Genomic DNA, 25,159 nt, shown 5'->3' with positions numbered 1-25,159 from the left:
AACTTTTATAATCTTAATATGGAGGAGTGTCTTATGAAAGTAGATCCACTTACAACTCAAGTCTATGACTATATATCAAAAAAAATCCAAAATGGAGAGTATGAAGCTAATCAGAGAATTACTGAATCTGAAATTTGTAACTCTATTGGAGTTAGTAGAACACCAGCAAGGGAAGCACTAACGAGGTTGGCAGGTGAAAATTTACTAGAAAAGATACCTAATAAGGGATTTGTGGTAAAAGAGTTTCAGGAAAAGGAAAAACTAGACACATACTCTGTAATTGGTATGTTAGATGCGTTAGCAGGCTCTTCATCTTTAGAAAATTTAACTGAATCAGATTTAATAAAAATGGACGAGTTAACAGAAATGATGGCTATCTCTATAAAGTATAAAAATTACAATAACTACTTAAAACTAAGCAATGAATTTCACGATATATACATAGCAAAATCAGATAATCAGGTGTTAATAAATATGTTGAACTCTCTTAGATATAATTTTATGTCAAAGTCATATACTAGCGACAATGAAGAAGAATTGTATAAAATGCTAACTTACAGCAATAATCAACATATTGAGGCAGTGAAGTTTATGAGAGCAAAGGATTCAGAAAATGTTGAAGCAATTTTAAGAAAACATTGGAAAACGATACCTATAGCAGAGATGGAATAAGAGAAGCTTTTAAAAGCTTCTCTTATTTTTTTATAATTCTATCATTATTTTATTATTTTTAATATATAAATATCAATATAAAATTAATTAAAAATACAATTAATTTTATATTGATATTTATAGGTTAATGTAGTACTATTTTAATGCAAAATATAAAGGGAGGGGATAATATAAAAACATATTTTTCAATAGGAGAAGTGTCTAGACTTTTTGATTTATCAATAAAAACTCTAAGATACTACGATAAAGTAGGTATATTAAAACCAGCATATGTAAATCAAGAAAATAAATATAGGTATTATTCAAGAGAACAATTTATGAGTATAGATGTAATTAAGTACTGTAAGATTATGGGTATGGCTCTTGAAGATATAAAAAAATTAATTGATTCAGACAGTTCAATTGATTCTATGATGAATACAATTGATAGACAAAGTAAAATGATAGAAAATAAAATAAAAGAACTATCAGATGTGAAAAATTATCTAAATGATATAGAATTTAAAGTAAATGAACTGTTAAAATATGATTTAAATAATGTATTTATAAAATACAATAAAGAAAGAAAAGTAAATGTATATAAATGTAATTCAAAGGATGAAGTGGAACTTGAGATGTATCTGAGACATATTATTTTACACATTCAAGATAAGTATAATGATGTATATCCTATAATCTCAGGTAGTATTTCATATGAGAAAGTAATCAAAGAAGGTAAAGCATTATTATATGATGATATAGTAGATTTTAAAGAAAGAGAAGAATATGAGAATGAGCATATTTTACCAGCAGGTGAATATTTAACAATTATATATGATGATAATTGGAATAATGCCTATGATTATTATCAAAAAATAATAGATTATGCAAAGAATAATAATATAGAACTTGTTGGAAATTTTAATGAAATATGGATGCTTTCCAGAGTAGATTCAGATACAAAAGAAAAGACATTGGTTCAATTAGAAATAAGAAAAAAATAGTATACAAAAAAACTTGACTCTACCCTCAGAGGATAGATTAGTATTTTATATAGTGAAATAATATTTATTATAATAATCTATGGGAGGGAGATTTTTAATGGCAAAAAAATTTTTAGAGTATGCTATACCATCAGCTCTTGCTATGTTTGTATCATCATTTAATACAATATTAGATGGAATATTTTTGGGAAAAGGACTAGGCGATTCAGCACTTACAGCTGTTAGTATAGTAATGCCTCTTGTAATGGTATTTTTAGGATTATCCAGTTTAATGGCAGTTGGAGGAGGAGTACTGGTTTCCAAAAAATTTGGTTCTAGAGATGATGAAAGGGCTGTAAATATATTTAGACAAGTGATAAAAATCTTAATAATAGGTAGTTTATCTCTTACAATAATTTGTATACTTTTTTCAGAGCATATAGTTAGAATTATGGGAGCAACAGAAAATTTAGTAGGATTATCTTCTGAATATTTAACATTTTATGCTATTTTCTGTTTACCAAATTTGCTAGGTCTTGTTTTTTGTAGTTTTTTAAGAAATGATGGAAGACCAAAACTTGCTATGATAGCTACTGTGTCAGGAACAATATTTCATATAACTTTAAATTATCTATTTATATTTAAGCTTGGATTTGGTGTAAAAAGTGCAGCAATTGCAAGTGGCTTAGGTCAACTATCTACACTTATAATAATGTTACCTCATTTTATGTTTAAAAAAGGTAAGTTATCTTTTGGTTCAGCAAAGATAGAAAAGGATGTTTTAAAAGAATTATTTAATATAGGATTTCCCTCATTCTTTGCAGAGAGTGCTTTTTCAATAATTATACTTGCACATAATATAGTTTTGACAAGAGTTGTTGGAGATGTAGGTCTTTCTGCTTATGCTGTAGTAAACTATGTAACTACTAATATTTATAATCTCTTAATGGGTATAACTTTAGGTGTTCAACCACTTATAAGCTATAATTTTGGTTCTAAAGAAAGTAAAAAAATGTTAGGCTATTATAATATGGCAACAAAAATGAGTTTCTTTGTATCTATAATGTTTACAGTAATATGTTTTTTATTTGGAAAAGAAATTATAAAAATATTTACAAGTGATAGAGAAATTATTTTAATGGCCTATGTTGCACTTAATATGGCTAATTTAGCCTATCTTATGATTGGGAAGAATTTGACAACTATGATGTATTATCAGGCGATAGAAATGCCAGTACATTCTAATATTATAGGCGTTTTACGTTCAATCCTACTGTTGCCAATTATACTACTTGTTTTTTCTAAGTTATTTGGAGTAAATGGAATATGGGTAAGTATGGCTGTTTCAGAACTTTTAACAGTTATAATTATGAGTAAAGTAGCAAATATAAAGGAATGTACAAAAAATGCTATAAGTCTATAATGTTATGATACTATAAATCTAGAGTAGTGAATTTATTTACTACTCTATTTTTGTTTGTACAAATAGAATTTATTCTATAGTATTAGATTAAATTTTAATAATTTTTATAAAAAATTTAAATCTACAAATATGAAAATTATTTAGTTACACTAAACTATGGATTTTAATATATAAAATAAAAATAGTATAAAAGTTTAGTAATAGAATACATACTAATTAAAAATATTAAACTTAAAGCGTTAGTAAAACTTGAAAAAAATAAAAATAAGAAATTGACTAAAAATAAGAAAGTTTACAAATACTAATTCTAAAAAAAATTAATATAAACAATAAAAAATATAAAAGTTTATAAATATTGATAACACTAAGGTATAGGTTTTTGATATGAAATAAAAAAATACTTGTAAAAATACTTGTTTGTTAATATAATAAATATCATGAGTTTAATAAAAGTAAAAATAAAAAATAGAAATAATAAATAAAAACAATGAAAATATTAGAATATAGAGAGGGGATGAATTTAAAGTCATGGACAGTGAGTTCGCAAATGCAGTTGAATTGAGCTATGAATGTGCTCCATTATTGGAATCATTAAAAGAATATTCAAAAAGAGATATAGCTTGCTTTGATGTACCTGGACATGTGAAAAATAGAGGTGTAGATATATTAAATAAATATCTAGGTGAAAATCTCATGAAAATGGATATAAACTCATCACCCACTATGGATAATGTATCTAATCCAACTGGAGTCATAAAAAATGCACAAGATTTATTAGCACAGGCTTATATGGCTGATGAAGCATTCTTTATAACTAATGGTACTACACAAGCAATACATGCAATGATTTTAAGTGTAATAAATCCAGGAGAAAAAGTATTGCTACCAAGAAATATTCATAAGTCAGTAATAAATGCTTTAATACTTTGTGGAGGAATACCAATATTTATACAACCAGAATTTGATGAGCAATTAGGTATAAGTTTAAATATTACTATTGAGAAAGTTAAAGAGGAAATAGAAAAAAACTGCGATATAAAAGCTTTATTTTTACTTAATCCAACTTATTATGGTGCTTGTGCAGACCTTGAGAGCATCATAGAATTATGTCATAAAAATAATCTTTTAGTATTAGTAGATGAAGCTCATGGTGCTCATTTTCCATTTCATTTAGATTTACCTCCTTCTGCAATAAGTTTAGGAGCAGATATGGTGGCTGTAAGTATACATAAAACTGGAGGAGCATTGACACAATCTTCAGCACTTTTATTGAATAGAGAAAATATAAGAGTTGAAAAAGTACTTCAGTCAATCAACATGTTACAGTCTACATCTGCATCTTATTTACTTATGGCAAGTATAGATGGAGCAAGAGTTAACCTAGTTGAAAATGGAGAAGAACAATTATCAAAAGCATTAAATTTATCTAGATATGCAAAAGCTAGATTAAATAAAATAGATGGAATAGATGTTTTGTCTACCGAAATATTAAAAAGAAAAGGTGTTAAATTTATAGATGAAACTAAATTATGTATAAATGTAAAAGGGTTAAATTTAACTGGTTTTGAAGTGTATGATTTGTTGTATAAAAAGTTTTCAATTCAAGTAGAACTAGGCGATTTGTACAATATCTTGGCACTTGTGTCTATTGGAACCAACAAATCAGATATTGACAGATTGGTTAAGGCTCTTTCTATAATTGAAAAAAATTATAGAAAAGAAACCAAGTTAAATGAGTTTAATATGATTCAAATAAATCCAACTATTGAGCTTAATCCGCGAGAAGCTTTTTATGCATCTAAAGAAAGCATAGATATTAAGTCATGCATAGGTAGAATTTGTGGAGAATCAATAATGGCATACCCACCAGGCATACCAATTGTTACTCCAGGAGAATTAATAACAAAAGAAATTATGGAGTATATTGTTTTTTTAAAAAAGAGTAATGCATATTTGACTGATATGCAAGATAAAAACTTAGATACAATACTCGTTATAAAATAAATTGTGTTATTGGATAAATACAATAGTACATATAAATATGTAAAAGGAGTTGGGATTGAAATGAAATTTGAAACACTAGGAAGACATATACTAGTAGAATACTATAACTGTGATGAGAGTATACTTAAAGACCCACATCTTATAGAAAATTTTATGAATGATTCAGCATTAAACGCAAAGGCTACAATTGTTGATTCTGTATTTCACCATTTTAATCCTTGGGGGGTTTCAGGTGCTGTAATAATTGCTGAATCTCATTTGACAATACATACTTGGCCTGAATATGGTTATGCAGCGGCGGATTTTTTCACTTGTGGTGATATAGACCCATGGAAAAGTTTTGAATTATTGGAACAGCTTCTAAAATCAGAAAGAAGTGAGTCCACAGAAATTCCAAGAGGATTGACAACAAAAATAAAAAAATATTCAAAAAAAGATTTAGGTAAAATCACTCATAAACCTGAAGCAGTATAAACGTAAAATAGATAAATGAAAGTGAGGATTATTATATGGAACTTTGGTATACAGAGGAATGGACAAAAAATGTAAGATTTTCTATAAAAGTAGATAGACATTTGTTTGAAGGAAAATCTGAATTTCAAAGAATAGATGTGTTTGATAGTGAGGAATTTGGTAAGTTTCTGACAATAGATGGTTTAATGATGGTGACATATAAAGATGAGTTTATATATCATGATATGATAACTCATGTTCCTATGGCTACAAATCTAAATATTAAAAAAGTCTTAGTTATAGGTGGTGGAGATGGTGGTACAGTAAGAGAGTTAAGTCGTTATCCTAAAATAGAAAAAATTGATATGGTTGAAATAGATAAAATGGTTGTGGATGTGTCTAAAGAGTATATAGATATATGTTCATGTAAATTAGATGATGAAAGAGTAAATTTATATTTTGAAGATGGAGTTAAATTTGTTAAGGAAGCTTATGACAAATCTTATGACCTGATAATAGTAGATTCAACTGACCCAATAGGACCAGGAGAAGGACTTTTTTCAAATGATTTTTATAGAGATTGTTATAGAATACTAACTGATGATGGAATTTTAGTAAATCAAAGTGAAAGTCCTTATTTTGAGTTTAATGCTAAGGAAATGAAAAGAGCCAACGATAAGTTAAAAGGGATATTTCCAATAGCTAAAGTTTATCAAGCACATATACCAACATATCCATCTGGACACTGGTTATTTGGCTTTGCTTCAAAAAAACTAGACCCAATAAAGAATCAAGATAGAGATGGCTGGGAAAAATTAAATTTAAAAACGAAGTATTATAATAGTGATATCCATTTAGGCTCATTTATGTTACCTCAATATGTAAAGGAGATGCTAAATGAAGAGTAATTTCTATCATATAAATACATTTATGGGTATGGATAAAAGTTATGAAGAATCAAATCTGATAGTGTTTGGAGTAGGGTTTGATGGAACTACTTCAAATAGACCTGGAGCTAGATTTGCAAGTAGCTCAATGAGAAAAGAATTTTATGGTCTTGAGACATATAGTCCTTTTTTAGACTTGGATTTAGAAGATTATAATATATGTGATTATGGAGATTTGGAAATTAGTGTTGGAGATACAGAACAAGTTTTGAAAGAAATATATGATGAAACTGCTAGTATAGTTGAAGATTTAAAGATTCCATTTATGATTGGTGGAGAACATCTAGTTACTTTACCAGCCTTTAAAGCAGTTTATGAGAAGTATAATGATGTGTATGTAATTCATTTTGATGCTCACACAGATTTAAGAGAAGAATATAATAACAGTAAAAATTCTCATGCAACAGTAATTAAAAGAGTATGGGATATTGTTGGAGATGATAAAATATTTCAATTTGGAATAAGGTCTGGAACAAGAGAAGAATTTAAGTTTGCAATAGAACAAAAACATACCTATATGGAAGTCGGTGGAATAAATACATTTGAAAAGATAATTAATAAATTGAATGGGAAAAATGTTTATTTAACTATAGATTTAGATGTGTTGGATGCATCTGTATTTCCAGGCACAGGCACGCCAGAACCTGGTGGTATAAATTATAGAGAATTTCAAGATGTTTTTAAGATTATAAAAAAATCTAATATAAATATAGTTGGTTGTGATATTGTAGAGCTTAGCCCTGATTATGATACGACAGGAGTATCAACAGTTATAGCATGCAAAGTATTGAGAGAATTATGTTTAATAATATCAAGTAAATTTAGGTAGAGAAGTCTGTATAAATAATATACTATAAAATAAAGAAGTTACTTTAAATAAGTTGTTTTAAGCTTAGCACTTTTTTAAGGTAACTTCTTTATTTTTTAAACAATAAATTTAAACAATAAAAAAGAGCCTTATGTAGCTCCTTTTTCTAAAATATATATATTTAAATTAAATAATTATATTCTATTTACGTTTTCAGCTTGAGGTCCTCTATTACCTTGAGTTATATCAAAGCTAACCTTTTCGCCTTCTTCTAAAGTTTTGTATCCATCAGTTTGTATAGCTGAGAAATGTACAAAAACATCGTCTTCTCCTTCTACTGATATGAATCCAAATCCTTTTTCACTATTAAACCATTTTACTATTCCGTTTTTCATTATAAAAAAACCTCCGCTTTATTAAAAAATACAAACTAAATAAATTAAGTCTGTTCTATTAATATAGCATAAATTTTAAAAAAAAGCAATTGAAATTTTAAAAAAAGTTAATCAATTTTATAATTTAAAAAAATTTATTAAAAAATATATTAATAATGAAAGAAAATAAAATAGAAATCTGAGAGAGTCTGGTAAATTTAATATCAAAAAATGTAATATATAAATTGAAAAATAAAAAATAAAATTTAAAAAAATAATAAAAAATATTATAAAATAGGTTAAAAATAAAATTTAAAAATAGTGAAATTTCAGAAATATCACTATTATTATATAATAAAATAAAAAAACAATATATGAATTCGATAAAATAAAAATTAAATATATAATATTTTACATATATATTAATAAAAGGAAATATTATGCTATAATAATACCGTATAAAATTATTTACGGGGGTGGTATTAACATGTTTCAATTTGAAACACAAATACACAAATTAAGACATGATGTTTTAACTGCAATAGCTAGGCTTGGAAAAGAAGATAACCTTACAAGAGAAGCAATGGATAATATTCAATATGAAATAATAAAAGGCGAGAAACCTACATACAGATGTTGTGTTTATAAAGAAAGAGCTATAATATCTGAAAGAGTAAATGTAAGTATGGGACTATTGCCAGGTCAAGATAAAATAGATTTAGATACAATGGATGTAGGAGAAGATGAACAAATAATATATATTTTAGAAGCAGCATGTGATAGTTGCCCAATAAATGAATTTACAGTAACTGATATCTGTAGAGGTTGTTTAGCACATAGATGTAAAGAAGCTTGTAAATTTGGGGCTATTACACATGTTGGAGGAATGGCTTATATAAATCATGAATTATGTAAGGCTTGTGGAATGTGTAAAAAAGCTTGTCAGTATGATGCCATCTCAGAGGTTGTAAGACCATGTAAGAGCGTATGTCCAACTAATGCTTTAGGGTTTGATAGAGAAAATATGAAAGCTATGATACATGAAGATAAATGTTTAAACTGTGGTGCTTGTATGTCAGCATGCCCATTTGGAGCGATATCTGATAAGAGTTTGATAGCTCCAGTAGCTAGAAAATTAGTACAAAAAGAAAAAATGTACGCAGTAGTAGCTCCAGCTATAACAGGTCAAGTTGAAGCAAATGTTACATATGGTCAAATAAAAAATGCTATAAAATCATTAGGTTTTGTCGATGTACTAGAGGCAGCTTGTGGAGCAGATGCAGTTACAGTTCATGAAAGTTTAGAGTTTGCTGAAAGAATGGAAAAAGGAGACACTTTTATGACAAACTCTTGTTGCCCAGGATTTGTTGGTTACATAGAAAAGACATTCCCAGACCTTGTAGGAAAAATATCTTCTACTGTATCTCCTATGATAGCTAGTGGAAGATTTATAAAAAATTATGAACCTGATGCAAAAGTAGTATTTATAGGTCCTTGTACAGCTAAAAAGAATGAAGCAGCTAAAAAGGAATTAAAAGGAGCTGTTGACTATGTACTAACTTTTGAAGAAATAATGGCACTATTTGAAGCCTTTGATATAGACTTAGCTAAGTGTTCAAATGAAGATATAGATGATGCATCAATATTTGGAAGAGGCTTTGGTGCTGCTGGTGGACTTACAAAAGCTATAGAAAATTATCTTGCTGAAAAAGGTATTGGAGTTAATTTCGAACCTGTAAAAATTTCTGGTTCAAGAGAGATTAAGAAGACAATGACTATGGCTAATTTAGGGAAATTAGAAGGAAACTTTATAGAAGGTATGATGTGCGAAGGTGGATGTATTAATGGTTCTGGTAAGTTCTTACTAGGCGCAAAAGCTAAAGCTACATTTGATAGAAAAAATTCTCAATCAACTAAGAAAAGTGTTTTAGCAAATACAAAAATAAAAGATTTTAGTGATATAAATCTAGAAAAATAAATCTATAGATAATCATAAAAAATATAGATGGAGAATAGAGTTGTTCTAAGTTGTAATTTAACATTAGGATAACTCTATTTTTATTTAGATTTATATCAAGATGTTTAAGTACTTAAAATAAAAATTAGATATATAATATTTTGTATATAACTTAACAAAAACCATGCCTGTGTTATAATAATTTATGGAAATAAATAAAAAATACAATATACATAATAGTATAAATATAGGTGAAATAGGTGACTTATAGGGAGGAGTACTTATGTTTGAGTTCGAAACACAGCTAAAAAGATTAAAACATGAAGTTTTAACAGTTGTAGCAAAGTTATCAATTGAAGAAAATTTAACAAAAGAAAATATAGAAAAAATTCCATATGAAATAATTAAAGGAGAGAAAGCAAGATATAGATGTTGCGTTTATAAAGAGAGAGAGGTAGTTCTTGAACGAGCACAGCTTGCACTGAGTTTGACACCAAATGCTAAATATGAAAATATAAATCCAGATTCAGTAAATTTAGGTTCTAATGAGCAAATTATGTATATAGTAGAAGCTGCATGTGATAGATGTCCAATAAATGAATTTACAGTAACAGAACTTTGTAGAGGGTGTTTGGCACATAGATGTAAAGAAGCTTGTAAGTTTGGAGCAATTTCTTATATAAATGGAAGAGCTTATATAAACCATGATTTATGCAAAGCTTGTGGAATGTGTAAAAGTTCATGTCAATATGATGCTATCTCAGAAGTTGTAAGACCATGTAAAAGTGTATGCCCAACTGGGGCGTTAGATTTTAACAGGGATACTATGAAGGCTATGATACATGAAGATAATTGTATAAATTGTGGTGCATGCATGTCAGCCTGTCCATTTGGAGCAATATGTGACAAGAGTTTGATAGCACCAGTTGCAAAAAAACTTGCAAGAAAAGAAAATATGTATGCTATAGTAGCTCCAGCAATAACAGGTCAAATTGATAGTAATATTACATATGGACAATTAAAAAATGCTGTAAAATCACTAGGATTTATAGATATGATAGAAGCTTCTTGTGGAGCAGATGCAGTTACAGTTCATGAAAGTAATGAATTTATTGAAAGAATAAAATCTGGAGATAAGTATATGACCAATTCATGTTGTCCTGGCTTCTTTAAGTATATAGAGAAGATGTTCCCAGATGAAGTTGATAAAATATCTTCTACAGTATCACCTATGGTAGCCACAGGAAGATTCGTAAAAAAATTTGATTCTGATGCTAAGGTAGTATTTATAGGTCCATGTACTGCAAAAAAGAGTGAGGCAACTGAGGAATGTTTAAAAGATGCAGTAGATTATGTACTTACTTTTGAAGAATTAATGGCATTATTTGAAGCTTTTAATGTAGATTTGTCAAAATGCTCAAATGATGATATAAATGATGGTTCAATTTTTGGAAGAGGATTTGGAGCATCTGGTGGGCTCACAAAATCAATACAAAATTATATTGCTGAAAAAGGTATCAGTTTTGATTTTGAGCCTATAAAAGTTTCTGGACCAAGACAAATTAAGAAAACAATGACAATGGCTAAATTAGGTAGATTAGAAGGTAATTTTATAGAAGGAATGATGTGCGAAGAAGGCTGTATTAATGGAGCTGGTAAGTTCTTATCAGGTGCAAAAGCTAAAAATACTTTTGATAGAAAAAATGGACAGTCAACTAAGAAGAGTGTTTTATCTAATGATAAAATAAAAGAGTTTGAAGATTTAAATTTAGAAAGATAGTATTAATTAATATTTTAAAAAATACTTAGTTACAATTATAAAACTAAACTATTTGTTATATTTAATGCCACAAATATGCCTAGAATTTGCCCTTTTTCTAGGTGTATTTTATTATGTCAGCATTGCTATACTATAAATATGTAATAAATAAAATTTATAGGAGCTTTTGGATGAAGAAAATAATATTAAAAGACATCATGTTTTTAATTACAACAGTATCTTTGATTGCAGTTCTATTGATTGTAGTAAATGTAACTGCTAATGGTAAGACAGAGTCAACAAGTAAATCTTATTTAGGTAGTGAGAAAAATAGTATGAGTCAAAATAATATTCAAAATGATATAGGAAATACTGCATTTAAAACTACTATACTAAATACTGGAAAGTCAGATTGCATATTAATTGAGATAGGCAAAAAAGCCATAATGATTGATACAGGAGAAGATAAAGATGGTGAACAAATAGTTAATAAGTTAAAAGAAAAAGGAATAAATACACTTGATTATCTAATTTTAACTCATTTAGATAAAGACCATATAGGTGGAGTTGATAGTGTGTTGTCCAGTGTTAAAGTGAATAATTTAATACAAGCAAATTATAAAAAAGACAGTAAACAATATGATGAATATGTTAACTCACTTAAAAAAACTGGTATAGAGCCCATAATATTGAAAGAAAAAATGAATATTGTAGTTAATAATGCAAATATAAGCATACAACCAGCTTTAAAAAGTGAGTATGAGAGTTCAAACGATTACTCAATAATCACTAGTATAAATTATGGCACACACAATTTTTTATTTGCAGGAGATGCAGAAGAAGAACGTTTAGCTGAATTTATAAGTGAAAATACTTTAAAATACGATTTTGTGAAAATTCCTCATCATGGAAGGTATGATAAATTAAGTGAAGCATTTTTAAAATCTATTTCACCAAAATATGCTGCTATTACTTGCTCACAAAAAAAAGAACCTGATAAAGAAGTATTAGAAATATTAAAAAAATTAGATATAAAAACTTTTCTTACTTATAATGGAGAGATAGTTATAGATAGTGATGGAAATAAATTAAGTGTAAGTCAATAGTGTTTTCTGAAAAATTGTATAAAAAAATTTAAAAAAATCATTAGCAAATATAAGACCTTAAACATAGTATATTTTAGGAGCTGAAACTCCACATACAAAATAACTAGGAGGTAACATATTATGTTGGATAGATTTTTTGGTGAAGGCGGATTTGGCGGATGTGCTTGGTGGATAATAATATTATTTTTCTTATTCTTAGCATTCCAAGACTGTTGGGCTGAGATGGACTTATGTGCATGGATACCTTTCTTAATATTATTATTAATACTTTGCGAATGTGGTGACGTTTTTGATGGAGGATGTGGATGCTAAAAAAATCAATTTAAATGATTTAAAAAAGCTTATGGTGGGTATAAACAAAATACCAAACCAATCACAATCTAGTGTTTGAAGGTAGTCGGAGATCCCCCGCTACCTTCTTTTTTTTATTATTTAAAATTTATTTATTCATCATTTTATTTACATACAATAATTTTTTCTATAAAGTTTGGTATAATTAAAAAGAAAATAAATTTTATTTATAGGAGATGTAAATATGGCTATAGTGGATAAGATTTTCAATGAGATAAAATTGATGGTTGCAAGATTCTTATTGGGGAAAAAATACAGTGAATATGAAGAGAAAGATTTAGTATATAATACTGAAGAAGAAGTTATATTAATAACTTTGAAAAGATTAGTTTTCCAGGGAAATGTGAATGAAGCAGAAGAAATTTTATTTGATAAAGCTAAAACTGTAAATAGTGAAAATATGCAGTATATAGCAATAGAATTTTATACTATGCTTATGGAAAAAACTGATGAAGAATTAGAGGCTATGAATTTTTCTAAACAAGAAGTTTATCAAGGTATAGAAGATATTAGGAAAGTTTTAAATTTAGAATAAAGCATGTATAAAGATATTAAAATAAATTAATGTTAAGATGAGAATATTATATTTTATATATTTAAATATAATATTCTTATTTTATTAATAATATAAGTATATCTTATTTACCATAAAACTATCTTGAAAAAAATTAATCTTAAATGTATAATATTACTTTGAGTGAAAAAGTATTAACATTTTTTTATAAGATGTTTTACTAAAAAAATATATATAAATATACTGTTATCAAAAAGAAATTTAATTTAGTGAGGTGTTAAGATGAAAATAGGATTTGACCACAAAAAATATTTAGAAGAGCAGTCTAAATATATCTTAGAAAGAGTAAATAATTTTGACAAGCTTTATTTGGAGTTTGGAGGAAAATTAATGGGAGACCTTCATGCAAAAAGAGTACTTCCAGGGTTTGATGAAAATGCAAAGATAAAAGTATTACAACATATGAAAGAAAAAGTTGAAGTTGTAATTTGTGTGTATGCAGGAGATATAGAAAGAAATAAAATAAGAGGTGACTTTGGTATCACTTATGATATGGAAGTTTTAAGATTAATAGATGATTTAAGAGGTTATGAGCTAGATGTAAACAGTGTAGTAATCACTAGATTTGAGGGACAACCTGCAACGACTGTATTCATAAATAAGTTAGAGCGTAGAGGAATCAAAGTTTATAAACATTATCCAACAAAGGGATATCCTTCAGATGTTGAAACTATAGTTAGTGATGAAGGATATGGAGCAAATGATTATATAGAAACTACAAAGCCAATTGTAGTAGTAACAGCACCAGGACCTAATAGTGGAAAACTTGGTACTTGTTTAAGTCAGTTATACCATGAAAATAAAAGAGGAAATGTAGTTGGATATTCTAAATTTGAAACATTCCCAGTTTGGAATATACCTGTGAAACATCCTTTAAACATAGCTTATGAGGCAGCTACAGTAGATTTAAAAGACGTAAATATGATAGATTCATTCCATCTTGAAACGTATGGTGAAATGTCAGTAAACTATAATAGAGATTTAGAGTTATTCCCAGTGTTAAAAAAAATAATAGAAAAAATAACTGGAAAAGAATCAATTTTCCAATCTCCAACTGACATGGGTGTTAATAGAGTTGGTTTTGGAATAATAGATGATGAAGTAATAAGAAAAGCTTCTATAGAAGAAATTATAAGAAGATACTTTAAAACTGCTTGTGAGTATAAAAAGGGACAAGTTGATAAAGGTGCTTATGATAGAATGAAAATGATTATGGAAGAGCTTAATTTAAAGCCAGAAGATAGAAACGTTGTTTTACCTGCTAGAAATTACAGTAATAAGTTAAAAGAAAATGCTGATAAAAATGATACTTGTCCTGTAGTGGCACTAGAATTAGAAGATGGGACAATATTAACTGGTAAAGGTTCTGACTTAATGAATGGAACAGCAGCAGCAGTACTGAATGCAATTAAGCATTTAGCTAATATATCTGATGATATGCACTTAATATCACCTGTAATATTAGAGCCTATTATAAATTTAAAAACAAAAACTTTAGCAAGTAGAAATGTTTCACTTAGTTGTCAAGAGGTTTTAACTGCTCTTAGTATTTGTGCTGTAACTAATCCAACTGCACAATTTGCTATGGAAAAGTTAGCTTTATTAAAAGGGTGTCAAGCACATTCTACTACTATATTAAATAGAGATGATGAACAAACATTTAGAAAGCTTGGTATAGATGTAACTTGTGACCCAGAGTATCCTTCACAAAATCTTTACTATAGCTAAAAATATAATTATACAAAAAAATATGGGCTGTTTTAAAGTAATAGTTTGAGCAGTCCATTACAATTATAATAAAATCAGTAGACTGTCTTGTATAAGGCAGTCTTTTATTTTTAAAACATCCCATTTAAATTAATATATATACTGTTATCCATAAGGAATTTTAATTTAGTTCCTTGGAATACCTATTGTAAAGCTTTTACCTAGTTTTTGCAAGTGTTTTTTATGATTTTTTATAAATTGTATTGAATTAATTGATTATAAACTGTTTTAGTAAGAGAAAGTATTGACATATAAATAAAATAGATGAAAAAATAGCATAAAGAAACATAAGTTTGGTATAATTAAAACAGTGATGTAAATAAATTTAATCTAGTTATACTTTAAGGTGATAAGAATGGAATTTTATAGAAAAATAATTCATATAGATATGGATGCTTTTTATGCGTCTATAGAACAAAGAGACAATAAAAAATTAAAAGGTAGACCTGTGGTTGTTGGTGGAAATCCACAAAGCAGAGGAGTAGTTGCAACGTGTTCTTATGAGGCTAGAAAATTTGGCATACATTCAGCTATGCCATCCACTGTAGCTTACAATAGATGTCCATATGCAGTTTTTGTAAGACCTAGATTTGAGGTATATAAAAGTGTATCAAATCAAATAAGAAATATATTTTATAGATACACAGATTTAGTAGAGCCACTATCTTTAGATGAAGCATATTTAGATGTAACAAAAAATAAAAAGAATATTGATTCATCAATTGAAATAGCAAAGCAAATTAAAAGAGATATATTTAGAGAAGTTGGACTTACCTCTTCAGCAGGTGTCTCATATAATAAGTTTCTTGCTAAGATAGCATCAGACTTAAAAAAGCCTAATGGTTTGACTGTAATAAATGAAGAAAATGCTCAGGATTTTTTAGATAAATTGCCTGTAAATAAATTTTTTGGTGTTGGAAAAGTCACTTCAAATACTCTTAAAAATTTAGGGATAAAAACAGGATATGATTTAAGGTGTTTAGATTTATTTGAACTTGAGAACATATTTAAGAAAAAAGGATATGACTTATATAAATTTGCAAGGGGTATAGATGATAGACCAGTAGAGCCAAATAGAGTTAGAAAATCTGTTGGAGCAGAGACTACACTAAGTCATAACTTGGATATTGACGAAGAGGAAACACGTAATATCCTTGATGAACTTTGTGAGGAAGTGTGCCATAGATTAAAAAACTCTGAGAAATTTGGAAAGACGTTGACATTAAAAGTTAAGTATGAGGATTTTACACAGATAACTAGAAGTCTTAGTTTAGAACATTATATTGATGAATATAATGATATAAGAAATGGTGTTGACAATTTATTGAGAAATGTTGAAATGAATGGAAAACAAATTAGACTATTAGGAGTTACAATATCAAACTTAAGCGACAAAAAAGAAACTTACAAAGACATTACTTTATTTGAGTATATGGATAGTATTCAGCGATGACTATTTGTTTAAATGAATGAATTAACACTAGCCTTAATTATATATAATTAAGGCTAGTGTTGTATTGTTTTATTAAGATTTTTTTATTTTTTTTTATATCTTTTAAATTTGAGTATTGTATACAAATACTTGATATTTATAGTAATGTTTACTAATATGTATTAACCCAAAAGTCGTACTTTGTTTACATAAAGGGGATATTGTGATATAATTATAAAAACAACTTATTGCGTTGGCAAGGGTTGCTTGTCGAAAGAGGGGATGATAAATTATGATAGAGATAAGAAACGTAACCAAGAAAATGGGAAATAATGTAATATTAGATGATATTTCTCTAGCTGTCGAAACAGGCACATTGGTAGTTTTAATTGGCTCAAGTGGTTGTGGGAAAACTACTACTTTGAAGCTTATAAACAAATTAATAAAACCTACATCTGGTGAAATATATATTAATGGTAAACCAATTTCTCAAGAAAATGAAATAGAACTTAGAAGGAAAATAGGATATGTTATACAGAACACAGGTCTATTTCCTCATCTTACAATAAAAGAGAATATAGAGTTAATTCCACGTTTAAAAAAGGAAAAGTCAGTTGAAGAAATTGAGGCAAGAACTTTACAATTACTTGAAATGGTAGGTCTTGATAGTGATGATTTTTTAAATAAGTATCCTTCAGAGCTTAGTGGGGGTCAACAGCAAAGAATTGGTGTTGCAAGAGCCATTGCAACTGATGCTGAAATAATATTAATGGATGAGCCTTTTAGTGCTTTAGACCCAATAACAAGAACATCTTTACAAGAACAATTATTTTCTCTTCAAGATGAACTGAAAAAAACTATAATATTTGTAACTCATGATATGGATGAAGCTTTAAAGATAGCTGATAAGATTTGTATTATGAAAGATGGAAGAATAGCGCAGTATGATACTCCAGAGAACATACTTAGAAATCCAGCAAATGATTTTGTAAAAGACTTTATTGGAGAAGATAGAGTCTGGGATAATCCAGAATATATAAAAGCAAAAGATATTATGATAAAAAATCCTATTGCTGTTAATTCAACAAGAACTGTAACTCAAGGTATAGAAATTATGAGAACGAGTAAGGTTGATAGCTTACTAATCATAGATAGAGCTAGAACACTAAAAGGTATTGTCACTGTAAAAGATATGAAAGACCGTCATGATAAATCGACATTGCTTGGTGATATTATGTCAAGAGAGCCTTTGCATGTAAATGAAGGTGATAATTTAGTAGAAATACTAAATATAATGAACTGTAATTCAGTTGGATATATTCCAGTTGTTTCAAGTGAAAATAAATTAGTAGGACTGATTACTAGAAGTAGTTTACTTTCTGTTTTAAGTGAGCAATTCCTAGAGATGGAGGTGAGTGTCCTTGGATAATTTTTTTAATTTTATACTATTGCAAAAAGATAAGATTATAGAGCTTTTGATACAACATATGAGCTTAACTGTTACATCTATTTTGATAGCTATACTAGTGGGTGTTCCTCTAGGAATAATTATTTCAAGAATACCATCTCTTAGAAAAATTGTGCTTGGATTTGTAAACTTAGTTCAAGCAGTTCCATCAATGGCACTTTTGGGTCTTCTTGTACCAGTACTTGGTATAGGAAGCAAACCAGCAATATTTATGGTAGTAGTATATTCATTATTACCAATTGTAAAGAACACGTATATAGGTATAACAAGTATTGACCCAGTAGTATTAGAATCGGCTAAAGGTATTGGTCTTACAAGAAACCAAACTTTATTTAAAATACAGTTTCCTTTAGCTTTGCCTATAATAATGGGTGGGGTTAGAATTTCTGCTGTTACAGCGGTTGGTCTTATGACTCTTGCAGCATTTATAGGTGCTGGTGGTCTGGGATATTTAGTATTTTCAGGTGTACAAACTGTAAATAACAATATGATTTTAGCAGGAGCAATTCCATCATGTATAATTGCATTGCTAGTTGATTATTTATTTAGTAAGATTGAAGTTGCAGTTACTCCAAAAGGCTTAAATCCAAAGGCTCCAAAGAAAAATTATATAGGGCTTAAAGTAGTATCTGCTATAATAATTATTGCAATGTTATTTGTTACTTTTGGTTCAAGTTTTTCAAGCAAAAAAGAGACAATAACTATAGGTTCAAAAGATTATACAGAACAACTTATTCTTGGTAATGTTTATGCTGAATTGATAGAGAAAAATACAGACCTTAATGTTAAAAAGAATTTAAATCTAGGTGGTTCATCTGTTGCATTTAATGCTATTAAATCTGGTGAACTTGATATGTATGTAGATTATACAGGTACACTTTTAGTAAATGTAATGAAGCATGCTCCAATTAAAGATGCTGATGAAGCATATAAAGTTGTTAAAGATACTATGGAAAAAGAGAATCAATTAACTTTACTTGACCCTATTGGATTTAACAATACTTATACATTAGCCATGATGCCTAAAACTGCTGAGAAATATGGAATAAACACTATTTCTGATTTAACTAAATATAGTAGTGACTTTACTTTCTCACCAACTTTAGAGTTTGAAAATAGAGAAGATGGTTTTGTAGGTATTTCTAGAGATTATGGTCTAAAATTCAAAGATGTAAAAGCTATGAATGGAAGTTTAAGATATACAGCTTTAGATAATAATGAATCTCAAGTTGTAGATGCGTTTTTAACTGATGGTCTTATTAAGAAGTTTAATCTTAAGATATTAGAAGATGACAAAAACTTCTTTGTTCCATATTATGCGGCTCCATTAGTGAGACAAGATACTCTTAAGAAATATCCTGAGTTAGAAAAAGTGATGAATATGCTTTCAGGAAAAATAAATGAAGAAACTATGAGAGAACTTAACTATCAAGTTGATGAGCTTGGAAAATCACCAGAAGAGGTTGCTCATTCATTCTTAGTTAAAGAAGGTTTAGTATAGAAAATTAATAGTTTATATTATGAACTTAAGTTATAGATAGTATTTTAAATACTATTTATAACTTATTTTTTTGTATACAAAACCTATATTATGATTTTTAATTCATAATTAATTTTTAAATTGAATGAACAAGTACAACCAACTTTGAATATAAATATAGTAAGTGTGCATATATACAATTTGCTTTATCTAGTCAATTGATATTGATACATAGTCTTTTTTCGATTAAGTCGAAGGGAGGAGGTATACAGTTATGGATAATTATAAAAAAGTGAAGCAAGTGTTATGGATAATTTTATTTGCCAATTTTGCTGTAGCATTATTAAAAATAATTATTGGTAATAAAATTAAAAGTTATAGTATGACAGCAGATGGGTTTCATTCTCTGTCAGATGGAGCATCTAATATAGTAGGATTAATAGGTATTTTTTTTGCATCTAAACCAAAAGATAAAGATCATCCTTATGGGCATAAAAAATTTGAAATTATAACCAGTTTATTTATTAGTGGTATGCTATTTGTTATAGCAGTTAAGATAATTCTTAGTTCTATATCAAGACTGGCAAACCCAGTTACACCTTCTATAACTATAGAAAGTTTAATTGCTCTAGTCATTACTCTTTTTATAAATATTTTTGTCTGTATATATGAGTATAGAGTTGGAACTAAACTGAATAGTTATGTCTTAATTTCAGACTCATTGCATACAAGAAGTGATATATTTGTGTCTTTAGGAGTATTGGTTACTTTAGTTGGTGTTAAGTTAGGATTTCCAGTAATAATAGAATCTGTAGTTCCTATTATTATTTCTGGGTTTATAATTTATTCAGCTTATGGAATATTTAAACCGTCTATTGGAATTTTAGTTGATAGAGTAGCTGTAGATGAAGAGTATATAAGGGAAATTGTATTTGAATTTAATGAAGTGAGAGATGTTCATAATATTAGAAGTAGAGGTAGTAAGAGTGTTATTTATATTGATATGCATGTAATGGTAGACCCATTTATAAGTGTAGAGCAATCACATGACTTAACACATAAAATTGAGAAACAAATACAAGAAGAAATTAATGAAAATGCTCAGGTAATAGTGCATATTGAACCTTTTTATAGCTTTTAATTTGATTATAAAGACATAAGTATAAAAATTTATAATTCATAAAAAAAATATTATACCATAAATATTTTCAGAAAATATTTATGGTATAATATTTTTTATAGAGAAATTAAGTCTTAATATACCTAAGGAGGAATTTATTATGAGATACGTTGAATATGGAAAGACTGGGAAAATGGTTTCGGTAGTTGGATATGGAGGATTAAGATTTGATTTAGAAAAAAATGACCAAGAAAATGCAGATTTAATTAAATATGCATATGAAAAGGGCATTAATTATTTTGATACAGCACCGGGGTATTGTGATGACAGAAGCGAAGATATATTTGGACTAGCTTTTAGGCAAATGATAAAAGAAGGTAAAACAGACTTTTACGTATCTACAAAAGGAAAGCCAAAAGTATACGACACAGCAGAAAAAGCAATAGATGCTGTGAAAAAGTCAATAGAAAGATTGGGCGTATCTAAAATAAATTTCTATCATATATGGAATATTAGAAAGATGGAACATTATGAATTTGCAATGAGACCTGGAGGTCAGTATGAGGGTCTATTAAAATGTAAAGAAGAAGGATTGATAGACCACATAGTATTTTCATCTCATCAGCCAGGAGATGAGGTCATAAAGGTTCTTGATGAAAATAAGTTTGAAGGTGTTACTATGGGAATTAATATACTAAACTTTCCATATAGATTAAAAGGTGCTAAACATGCTATTGAAAATGGATATGGTGTTGTAGCTATGAATCCATTAAGTGGTGGAACTATTCCAAAGTACAATGAAGAGCTTTCTTTTCTAGCAAGAGAAGGTGAAAGTACTATAGAATCAGCCTTAAGATTTAACATAGGAATTCCACAAATAAATATATCGTTAATAGGAGTTAATAAAAAGCAGGATATAGATGATGCTTGTAAAATTGCAGATGAGCATAAAATATATTCAGATGAAGATATACATGATATTGAAACTAGATTAAGTAAAAATATGAATGAAATATGTACTGGTTGTGGATATTGTAAAGTATGTCCAAAAGATATAAACACTCCAGCATATATGCTTTTTTATAATGAAAAACAGATGTTTAAAAAGAGTGATGAAGAAATGACAAAATCGGTCTATGGGCTAGCACATTGGAATTATACAATGAATAGTAAAGCAAAAGCTAAAGAATGTATAGCTTGCGGAAAATGTGAAATTGAGTGTACTCAACATTTACCGATAATTGACAGATTAAGAGAAATTAAGCAATGGGAAGAACATGGAGTTAATAATGTCACAGTATAGTCAGTTTATATTGTACTTAAAATTTGTATAGTATTTAATAAGGTTTAATATATAAGGAGACAAATTATGATTTTGTCTCCTTATATATTATGCTTTAATTTATTATGGGTAAATTTTATCTATACTAACTGACAGTATCTATTTTCACATTGAATTATTCCAATATTTTACAATAAAATTACTTGCAAACTCTAATTTTATAAGCTTTCAATATATATTACACAAATAATTTTTATTTAATTATAGCTTTTAATAAAGTAAATATTGTGGTTGTAAATAAGGAATTATTCAATTACAATAAAACAAGTAAGGATATTATAAAAGTGATTATTATAATTAAAAGAATAAATTGTAGGTAGTAACAAATCCTATATAATGAATGGAGGGTGATATATATTGAAAAATAATATATTTAAATATAAAAATGAGATGTTTTTATTTATATTAGTCATAATAACTTATTTAATAATAACAATAGCATTCTTTTCTAAAACTACAATATTTTATGATTTGAACAACACTTATGATGTGTTATTAGATACAGATACAGGTGTACTATTCAATTTAAATGTATTTGCTATAAATCAAGACAATAGCAAGCACGTATTATTTTCAGCTATTATATCAATTTTTGCATATCCAATATATTTACTATGTACTTCGATAGCAAATCCAGGGACAACTGATTTTAATACTGCTTATGGATTTGGATTGATTTGTCTACAAATAGTAACTAGTGCTATATCTATAACTTTAGTTTTTAATCATATTAAAAAAATAAAAATGCAGAGGTTAACCTTAATTTTACTTACTATGATAATGATATTTTCTTTTCCACAACTATTTATGACCTTAAATGTAGAAAGATTTATATATAGTCAGTTTACATTAATATTTTTTATATTTATTGCAAATAAAATGAACGGAAAAAACTCTTATTTAGTAGAATTAGCAGCTATACCATTATTTGGAATAACTATTAGTAATATATATTTGTATTTGCTCAACATAATATTTGAATTTAAATTAAAAATAGGAAAAATATTAAAGCATTTAATTACATTTATTTTAATGGCATATATTTGTGTAGTTTCAACAAAATCTTATGAAAGTTTTATGAATCTTGGAAATGTAATACAATATGATACAAAGTTTATAAGTGGAGAGCCTATTTTAGAAAAAGTTGCAATGATTATAGAAAGATTATTGTATTCAGTTTTTTATTTTCCTGGAGCAGAGATTAAAAAAGGACTATTTTTACAAAATGGAGAAGTTGCAACGATACCAGTTATCCTTACTTTATTAGCATTTTGTTTTTGTGTTTTAGCTGTTATTGAGAACTCAGAAAAAAGAGTTCCTAAATTGTGTATGGGAATAATTTTATTTAATTTAGTTTTACATGGTATAATAGGGTACAATCTGACTAATTCAAGTATAATGACTATAAATTTTAGTTTTGCTGTTATAGTTTTGTTAGCTTACTTTACTAAAGCACTTAGAAAAAATGAAAAAAGTATGTACAATATATTTTTATCATTGTTGCTAGTCACTATAATAATTAGTAATATAAATGGATTTATAGAAATTTTAAATATTGGGATAAAATCATATCCTGTTTAAAAAATAATGTTGAAAGGGTAGTAAGTTTATGAAACAGACAAATACAATAATTAATCTTCTTACTAAAATTTCAGATTATATAAGATTAATGAGAATAAAGCAGTATATAAAGAATTTATTTATATTTGCTGCTATAATATTTTCAAACAATATACTAAATATAAGTCTATTGTTAAATACATTTATAGCTTTTGTGTGTTTTTGTTTGATATCATCATCAGCATATGCATTAAATGATGCTATAGATATGGATAAAGATAAAAGACATCCTAAAAAACGTAATAGACCAGTAGCAAGTGGAAGAATAAGTAAAAGAAGTGCGAATATATTATTTGTTGTTTTAGCTTTAATTTCAATTTGCTTGTCAACGGTTATTAATTTTAAATTAACTATAATTCTCATTTTATATTTGATAAATAATATATTATATTCTCTTAAGTTAAAGAATATAATTCTATTAGATGTGTTTTCTATATCTCTTGGTTTTATACTTAGAGTTTATGCAGGATGTGTAGCTATAGATGTTAGATTATCAAACTGGATAATATTATGTACATTTTTTTTATCTCTGTATTTAGCTCTTGGAAAGCGCAAAAAAGAAATCATAATTTTAAAAGATAATGCAGTTGAGCATAGAAAAATACTAGAAGATTATGATATAGAAAATTTAAATCAAATGATGATAGTTATACTAAGTTCTACAATTGTATGCTATGCATTATATTCTACAAGTAATCCAGAAAAACCAGATATGATATTTACAACAATATTTGTAGTTTATGGTGTACTTAGATATAATTATATAATTAACAAAACAAATGAAGGAAATCCTACTGACATTATACTAAAAGATAATGCTTTAAAAATAAACGTAATCTTATGGGTAATTACATGTTTAATAATATTAATTTTTTAGTGATAGGATGGGAAAATACTTATGAAAAAAAGTGTATTATTGCTCGATATAGATTATACTGTTATAAATACTGATAGTATGGTAGACTTTTTTATTTATTCTTTAAAAAATAAAACACTTAAGACTATTATAAAATTGCCATACATAATTTTTACTCTAATGATGTATTTGGTTAAAATAGTACCTTTGAAAAAAGCAAAAGAGGCAATCTTTTATCCAATAGTAGATTTTAGCGAAGACGAGTTAAAAGATTTTTTTGATAGTTGTATAATGAAAAAAATTAATGAGTCTATAAAAAAAGTAATTTATAAAAACAAAGAAGAGCATAATGTTGTAATTATGATAACTGCATCTCCATATGCATATATGAAGTACTTTAAGTATTATGATTTCGCAGATGAGGTTATAGGCACTGAGCTATTTTGTGAAAATTCAAGATACAAAAACCAATTCATTGGCGAAAACTGCAAGGGAGTTGAAAAAATACAGAGAATAAATACTGTATTAGATAAACTTGGAATTGAGATTGATTATGAAAATTCATATGCATATTCAGACTCTAAAAGTGATTTACCTATGCTTTCCTTAGCTAAAAATGCATTTTTGGTTAATAAGAAAAATGGTGAGGTTATAGAACAAATAAATTCATAGCTTTATATCACT

At 27.4% G+C, this 25,159-nt stretch carries 21 protein-coding genes and 1 pseudogene; 21 read left to right on the top strand and 1 reads right to left on the bottom strand.

Annotated features, from left to right (window positions below; all coding sequences use genetic code 11):
- Positions 1-33 precede the first annotated feature (33 nt).
- The 7 genes from JJC01_15890 to speB all read left to right on the top strand — a co-directional run bounded on the left by JJC01_15890 (position 34) and on the right by speB (position 7,290).
- Positions 34-672, top strand: a complete 639-nt coding sequence (locus JJC01_15890; protein ID UDN57637.1) for a GntR family transcriptional regulator — start codon at positions 34-36, stop codon at positions 670-672.
- A 143-nt stretch (positions 673-815) separates the two neighbouring features.
- On the top strand, positions 816-1,655 hold the full coding sequence (locus JJC01_15885; protein ID UDN57636.1) for a MerR family transcriptional regulator: 840 nt from the start codon (positions 816-818) through the stop codon (positions 1,653-1,655).
- Between the two features lie 97 nt (positions 1,656-1,752).
- Positions 1,753-3,057, top strand: a complete 1,305-nt coding sequence (locus JJC01_15880) for an MATE family efflux transporter (GenBank protein UDN57635.1) — start codon at positions 1,753-1,755, stop codon at positions 3,055-3,057.
- A 528-nt stretch (positions 3,058-3,585) separates the two neighbouring features.
- Positions 3,586-5,061: an aminotransferase class I/II-fold pyridoxal phosphate-dependent enzyme gene (locus tag JJC01_15875; protein UDN57634.1), complete on the top strand. Its 1,476-nt coding sequence runs from the start codon at positions 3,586-3,588 to the stop codon at positions 5,059-5,061.
- 60 nt (positions 5,062-5,121) lie between these two features.
- A complete protein-coding gene (speD, locus tag JJC01_15870) occupies positions 5,122-5,535 on the top strand; it encodes an adenosylmethionine decarboxylase (protein ID UDN57633.1) in 414 nt (137 codons plus the stop codon).
- 35 nt (positions 5,536-5,570) lie between these two features.
- Positions 5,571-6,422 (top strand): polyamine aminopropyltransferase, encoded by an 852-nt coding sequence (gene speE / locus JJC01_15865; protein ID UDN57632.1) that lies wholly within the window; start codon positions 5,571-5,573, stop codon positions 6,420-6,422.
- Entirely contained in the window at positions 6,412-7,290 is an 879-nt protein-coding gene (gene speB / locus JJC01_15860) for an agmatinase (protein UDN57631.1), read from the top strand. Before speE ends, speB begins: the two co-directional genes overlap by 11 nt.
- A gap of 173 nt (positions 7,291-7,463) precedes the next feature.
- Here speB and JJC01_15855 read toward each other — a convergent pair whose 3' ends face one another.
- Positions 7,464-7,664 (bottom strand): cold-shock protein, encoded by a 201-nt coding sequence (locus tag JJC01_15855; protein ID UDN57630.1) that lies wholly within the window; start codon positions 7,662-7,664, stop codon positions 7,464-7,466.
- 466 nt (positions 7,665-8,130) lie between these two features.
- Between JJC01_15855 and JJC01_15850 the strand changes: the two genes are divergently transcribed.
- The 14 genes and pseudogenes from JJC01_15850 to JJC01_15785 all read left to right on the top strand — a co-directional run bounded on the left by JJC01_15850 (position 8,131) and on the right by JJC01_15785 (position 25,147).
- Positions 8,131-9,621, top strand: coding sequence for a 4Fe-4S dicluster domain-containing protein (locus tag JJC01_15850; GenBank protein ID UDN57629.1), 1,491 nt, complete (start codon positions 8,131-8,133; stop codon positions 9,619-9,621).
- A 262-nt stretch (positions 9,622-9,883) separates the two neighbouring features.
- A complete protein-coding gene (locus tag JJC01_15845) occupies positions 9,884-11,380 on the top strand; it encodes a 4Fe-4S dicluster domain-containing protein (GenBank protein UDN57628.1) in 1,497 nt (498 codons plus the stop codon).
- A gap of 170 nt (positions 11,381-11,550) precedes the next feature.
- Complete coding sequence (locus JJC01_15840; GenBank protein UDN57627.1) at positions 11,551-12,465, top strand: MBL fold metallo-hydrolase; 915 nt, start codon at positions 11,551-11,553, stop codon at positions 12,463-12,465.
- A gap of 120 nt (positions 12,466-12,585) precedes the next feature.
- A complete protein-coding gene (locus JJC01_15835) occupies positions 12,586-12,777 on the top strand; it encodes a hypothetical protein (GenBank protein UDN57626.1) in 192 nt (63 codons plus the stop codon).
- Positions 12,778-13,000: 223 nt separating this feature from the next.
- Positions 13,001-13,351, top strand: a complete 351-nt coding sequence (locus JJC01_15830) for a hypothetical protein (protein ID UDN57625.1) — start codon at positions 13,001-13,003, stop codon at positions 13,349-13,351.
- 261 nt (positions 13,352-13,612) lie between these two features.
- Positions 13,613-15,118, top strand: coding sequence for a DUF1846 domain-containing protein (locus JJC01_15825; GenBank protein ID UDN57624.1), 1,506 nt, complete (start codon positions 13,613-13,615; stop codon positions 15,116-15,118).
- Between the two features lie 394 nt (positions 15,119-15,512).
- Positions 15,513-16,610: a DNA polymerase IV gene (gene dinB / locus JJC01_15820; protein ID UDN57623.1), complete on the top strand. Its 1,098-nt coding sequence runs from the start codon at positions 15,513-15,515 to the stop codon at positions 16,608-16,610.
- Positions 16,611-16,881: 271 nt separating this feature from the next.
- A complete protein-coding gene (locus tag JJC01_15815) occupies positions 16,882-18,018 on the top strand; it encodes an ABC transporter ATP-binding protein (protein ID UDN57622.1) in 1,137 nt (378 codons plus the stop codon).
- On the top strand, positions 18,011-19,558 hold the full coding sequence (locus JJC01_15810; protein ID UDN57621.1) for an ABC transporter permease subunit: 1,548 nt from the start codon (positions 18,011-18,013) through the stop codon (positions 19,556-19,558). The genes JJC01_15815 and JJC01_15810 overlap by 8 nt, the downstream gene beginning before the upstream one ends.
- 253 nt (positions 19,559-19,811) lie before the next feature.
- The gene (locus JJC01_15805; GenBank protein ID UDN57620.1) at positions 19,812-20,678 is read left to right on the top strand and encodes a cation transporter; all 867 of its coding nucleotides are present in this window, start codon (positions 19,812-19,814) and stop codon (positions 20,676-20,678) included.
- A 139-nt stretch (positions 20,679-20,817) separates the two neighbouring features.
- Positions 20,818-21,960: an aldo/keto reductase gene (locus JJC01_15800; protein UDN57619.1), complete on the top strand. Its 1,143-nt coding sequence runs from the start codon at positions 20,818-20,820 to the stop codon at positions 21,958-21,960.
- A gap of 375 nt (positions 21,961-22,335) precedes the next feature.
- A pseudogene (locus JJC01_15795) lies at positions 22,336-23,580 on the top strand (hypothetical protein).
- Between the two features lie 28 nt (positions 23,581-23,608).
- Positions 23,609-24,496, top strand: a complete 888-nt coding sequence (locus tag JJC01_15790; protein ID UDN57618.1) for a decaprenyl-phosphate phosphoribosyltransferase — start codon at positions 23,609-23,611, stop codon at positions 24,494-24,496.
- A 21-nt stretch (positions 24,497-24,517) separates the two neighbouring features.
- Positions 24,518-25,147: a haloacid dehalogenase-like hydrolase gene (locus tag JJC01_15785; protein ID UDN57617.1), complete on the top strand. Its 630-nt coding sequence runs from the start codon at positions 24,518-24,520 to the stop codon at positions 25,145-25,147.
- Positions 25,148-25,159: the final 12 nt, after the last annotated feature.

It is taken from the genome of Clostridioides sp. ES-S-0010-02 (assembly GCA_020641055.1).
Lineage (GTDB): Bacteria > Bacillota > Clostridia > Peptostreptococcales > Peptostreptococcaceae > Clostridioides.
This window is presented reverse-complemented; position numbering and strand designations above follow the sequence as displayed.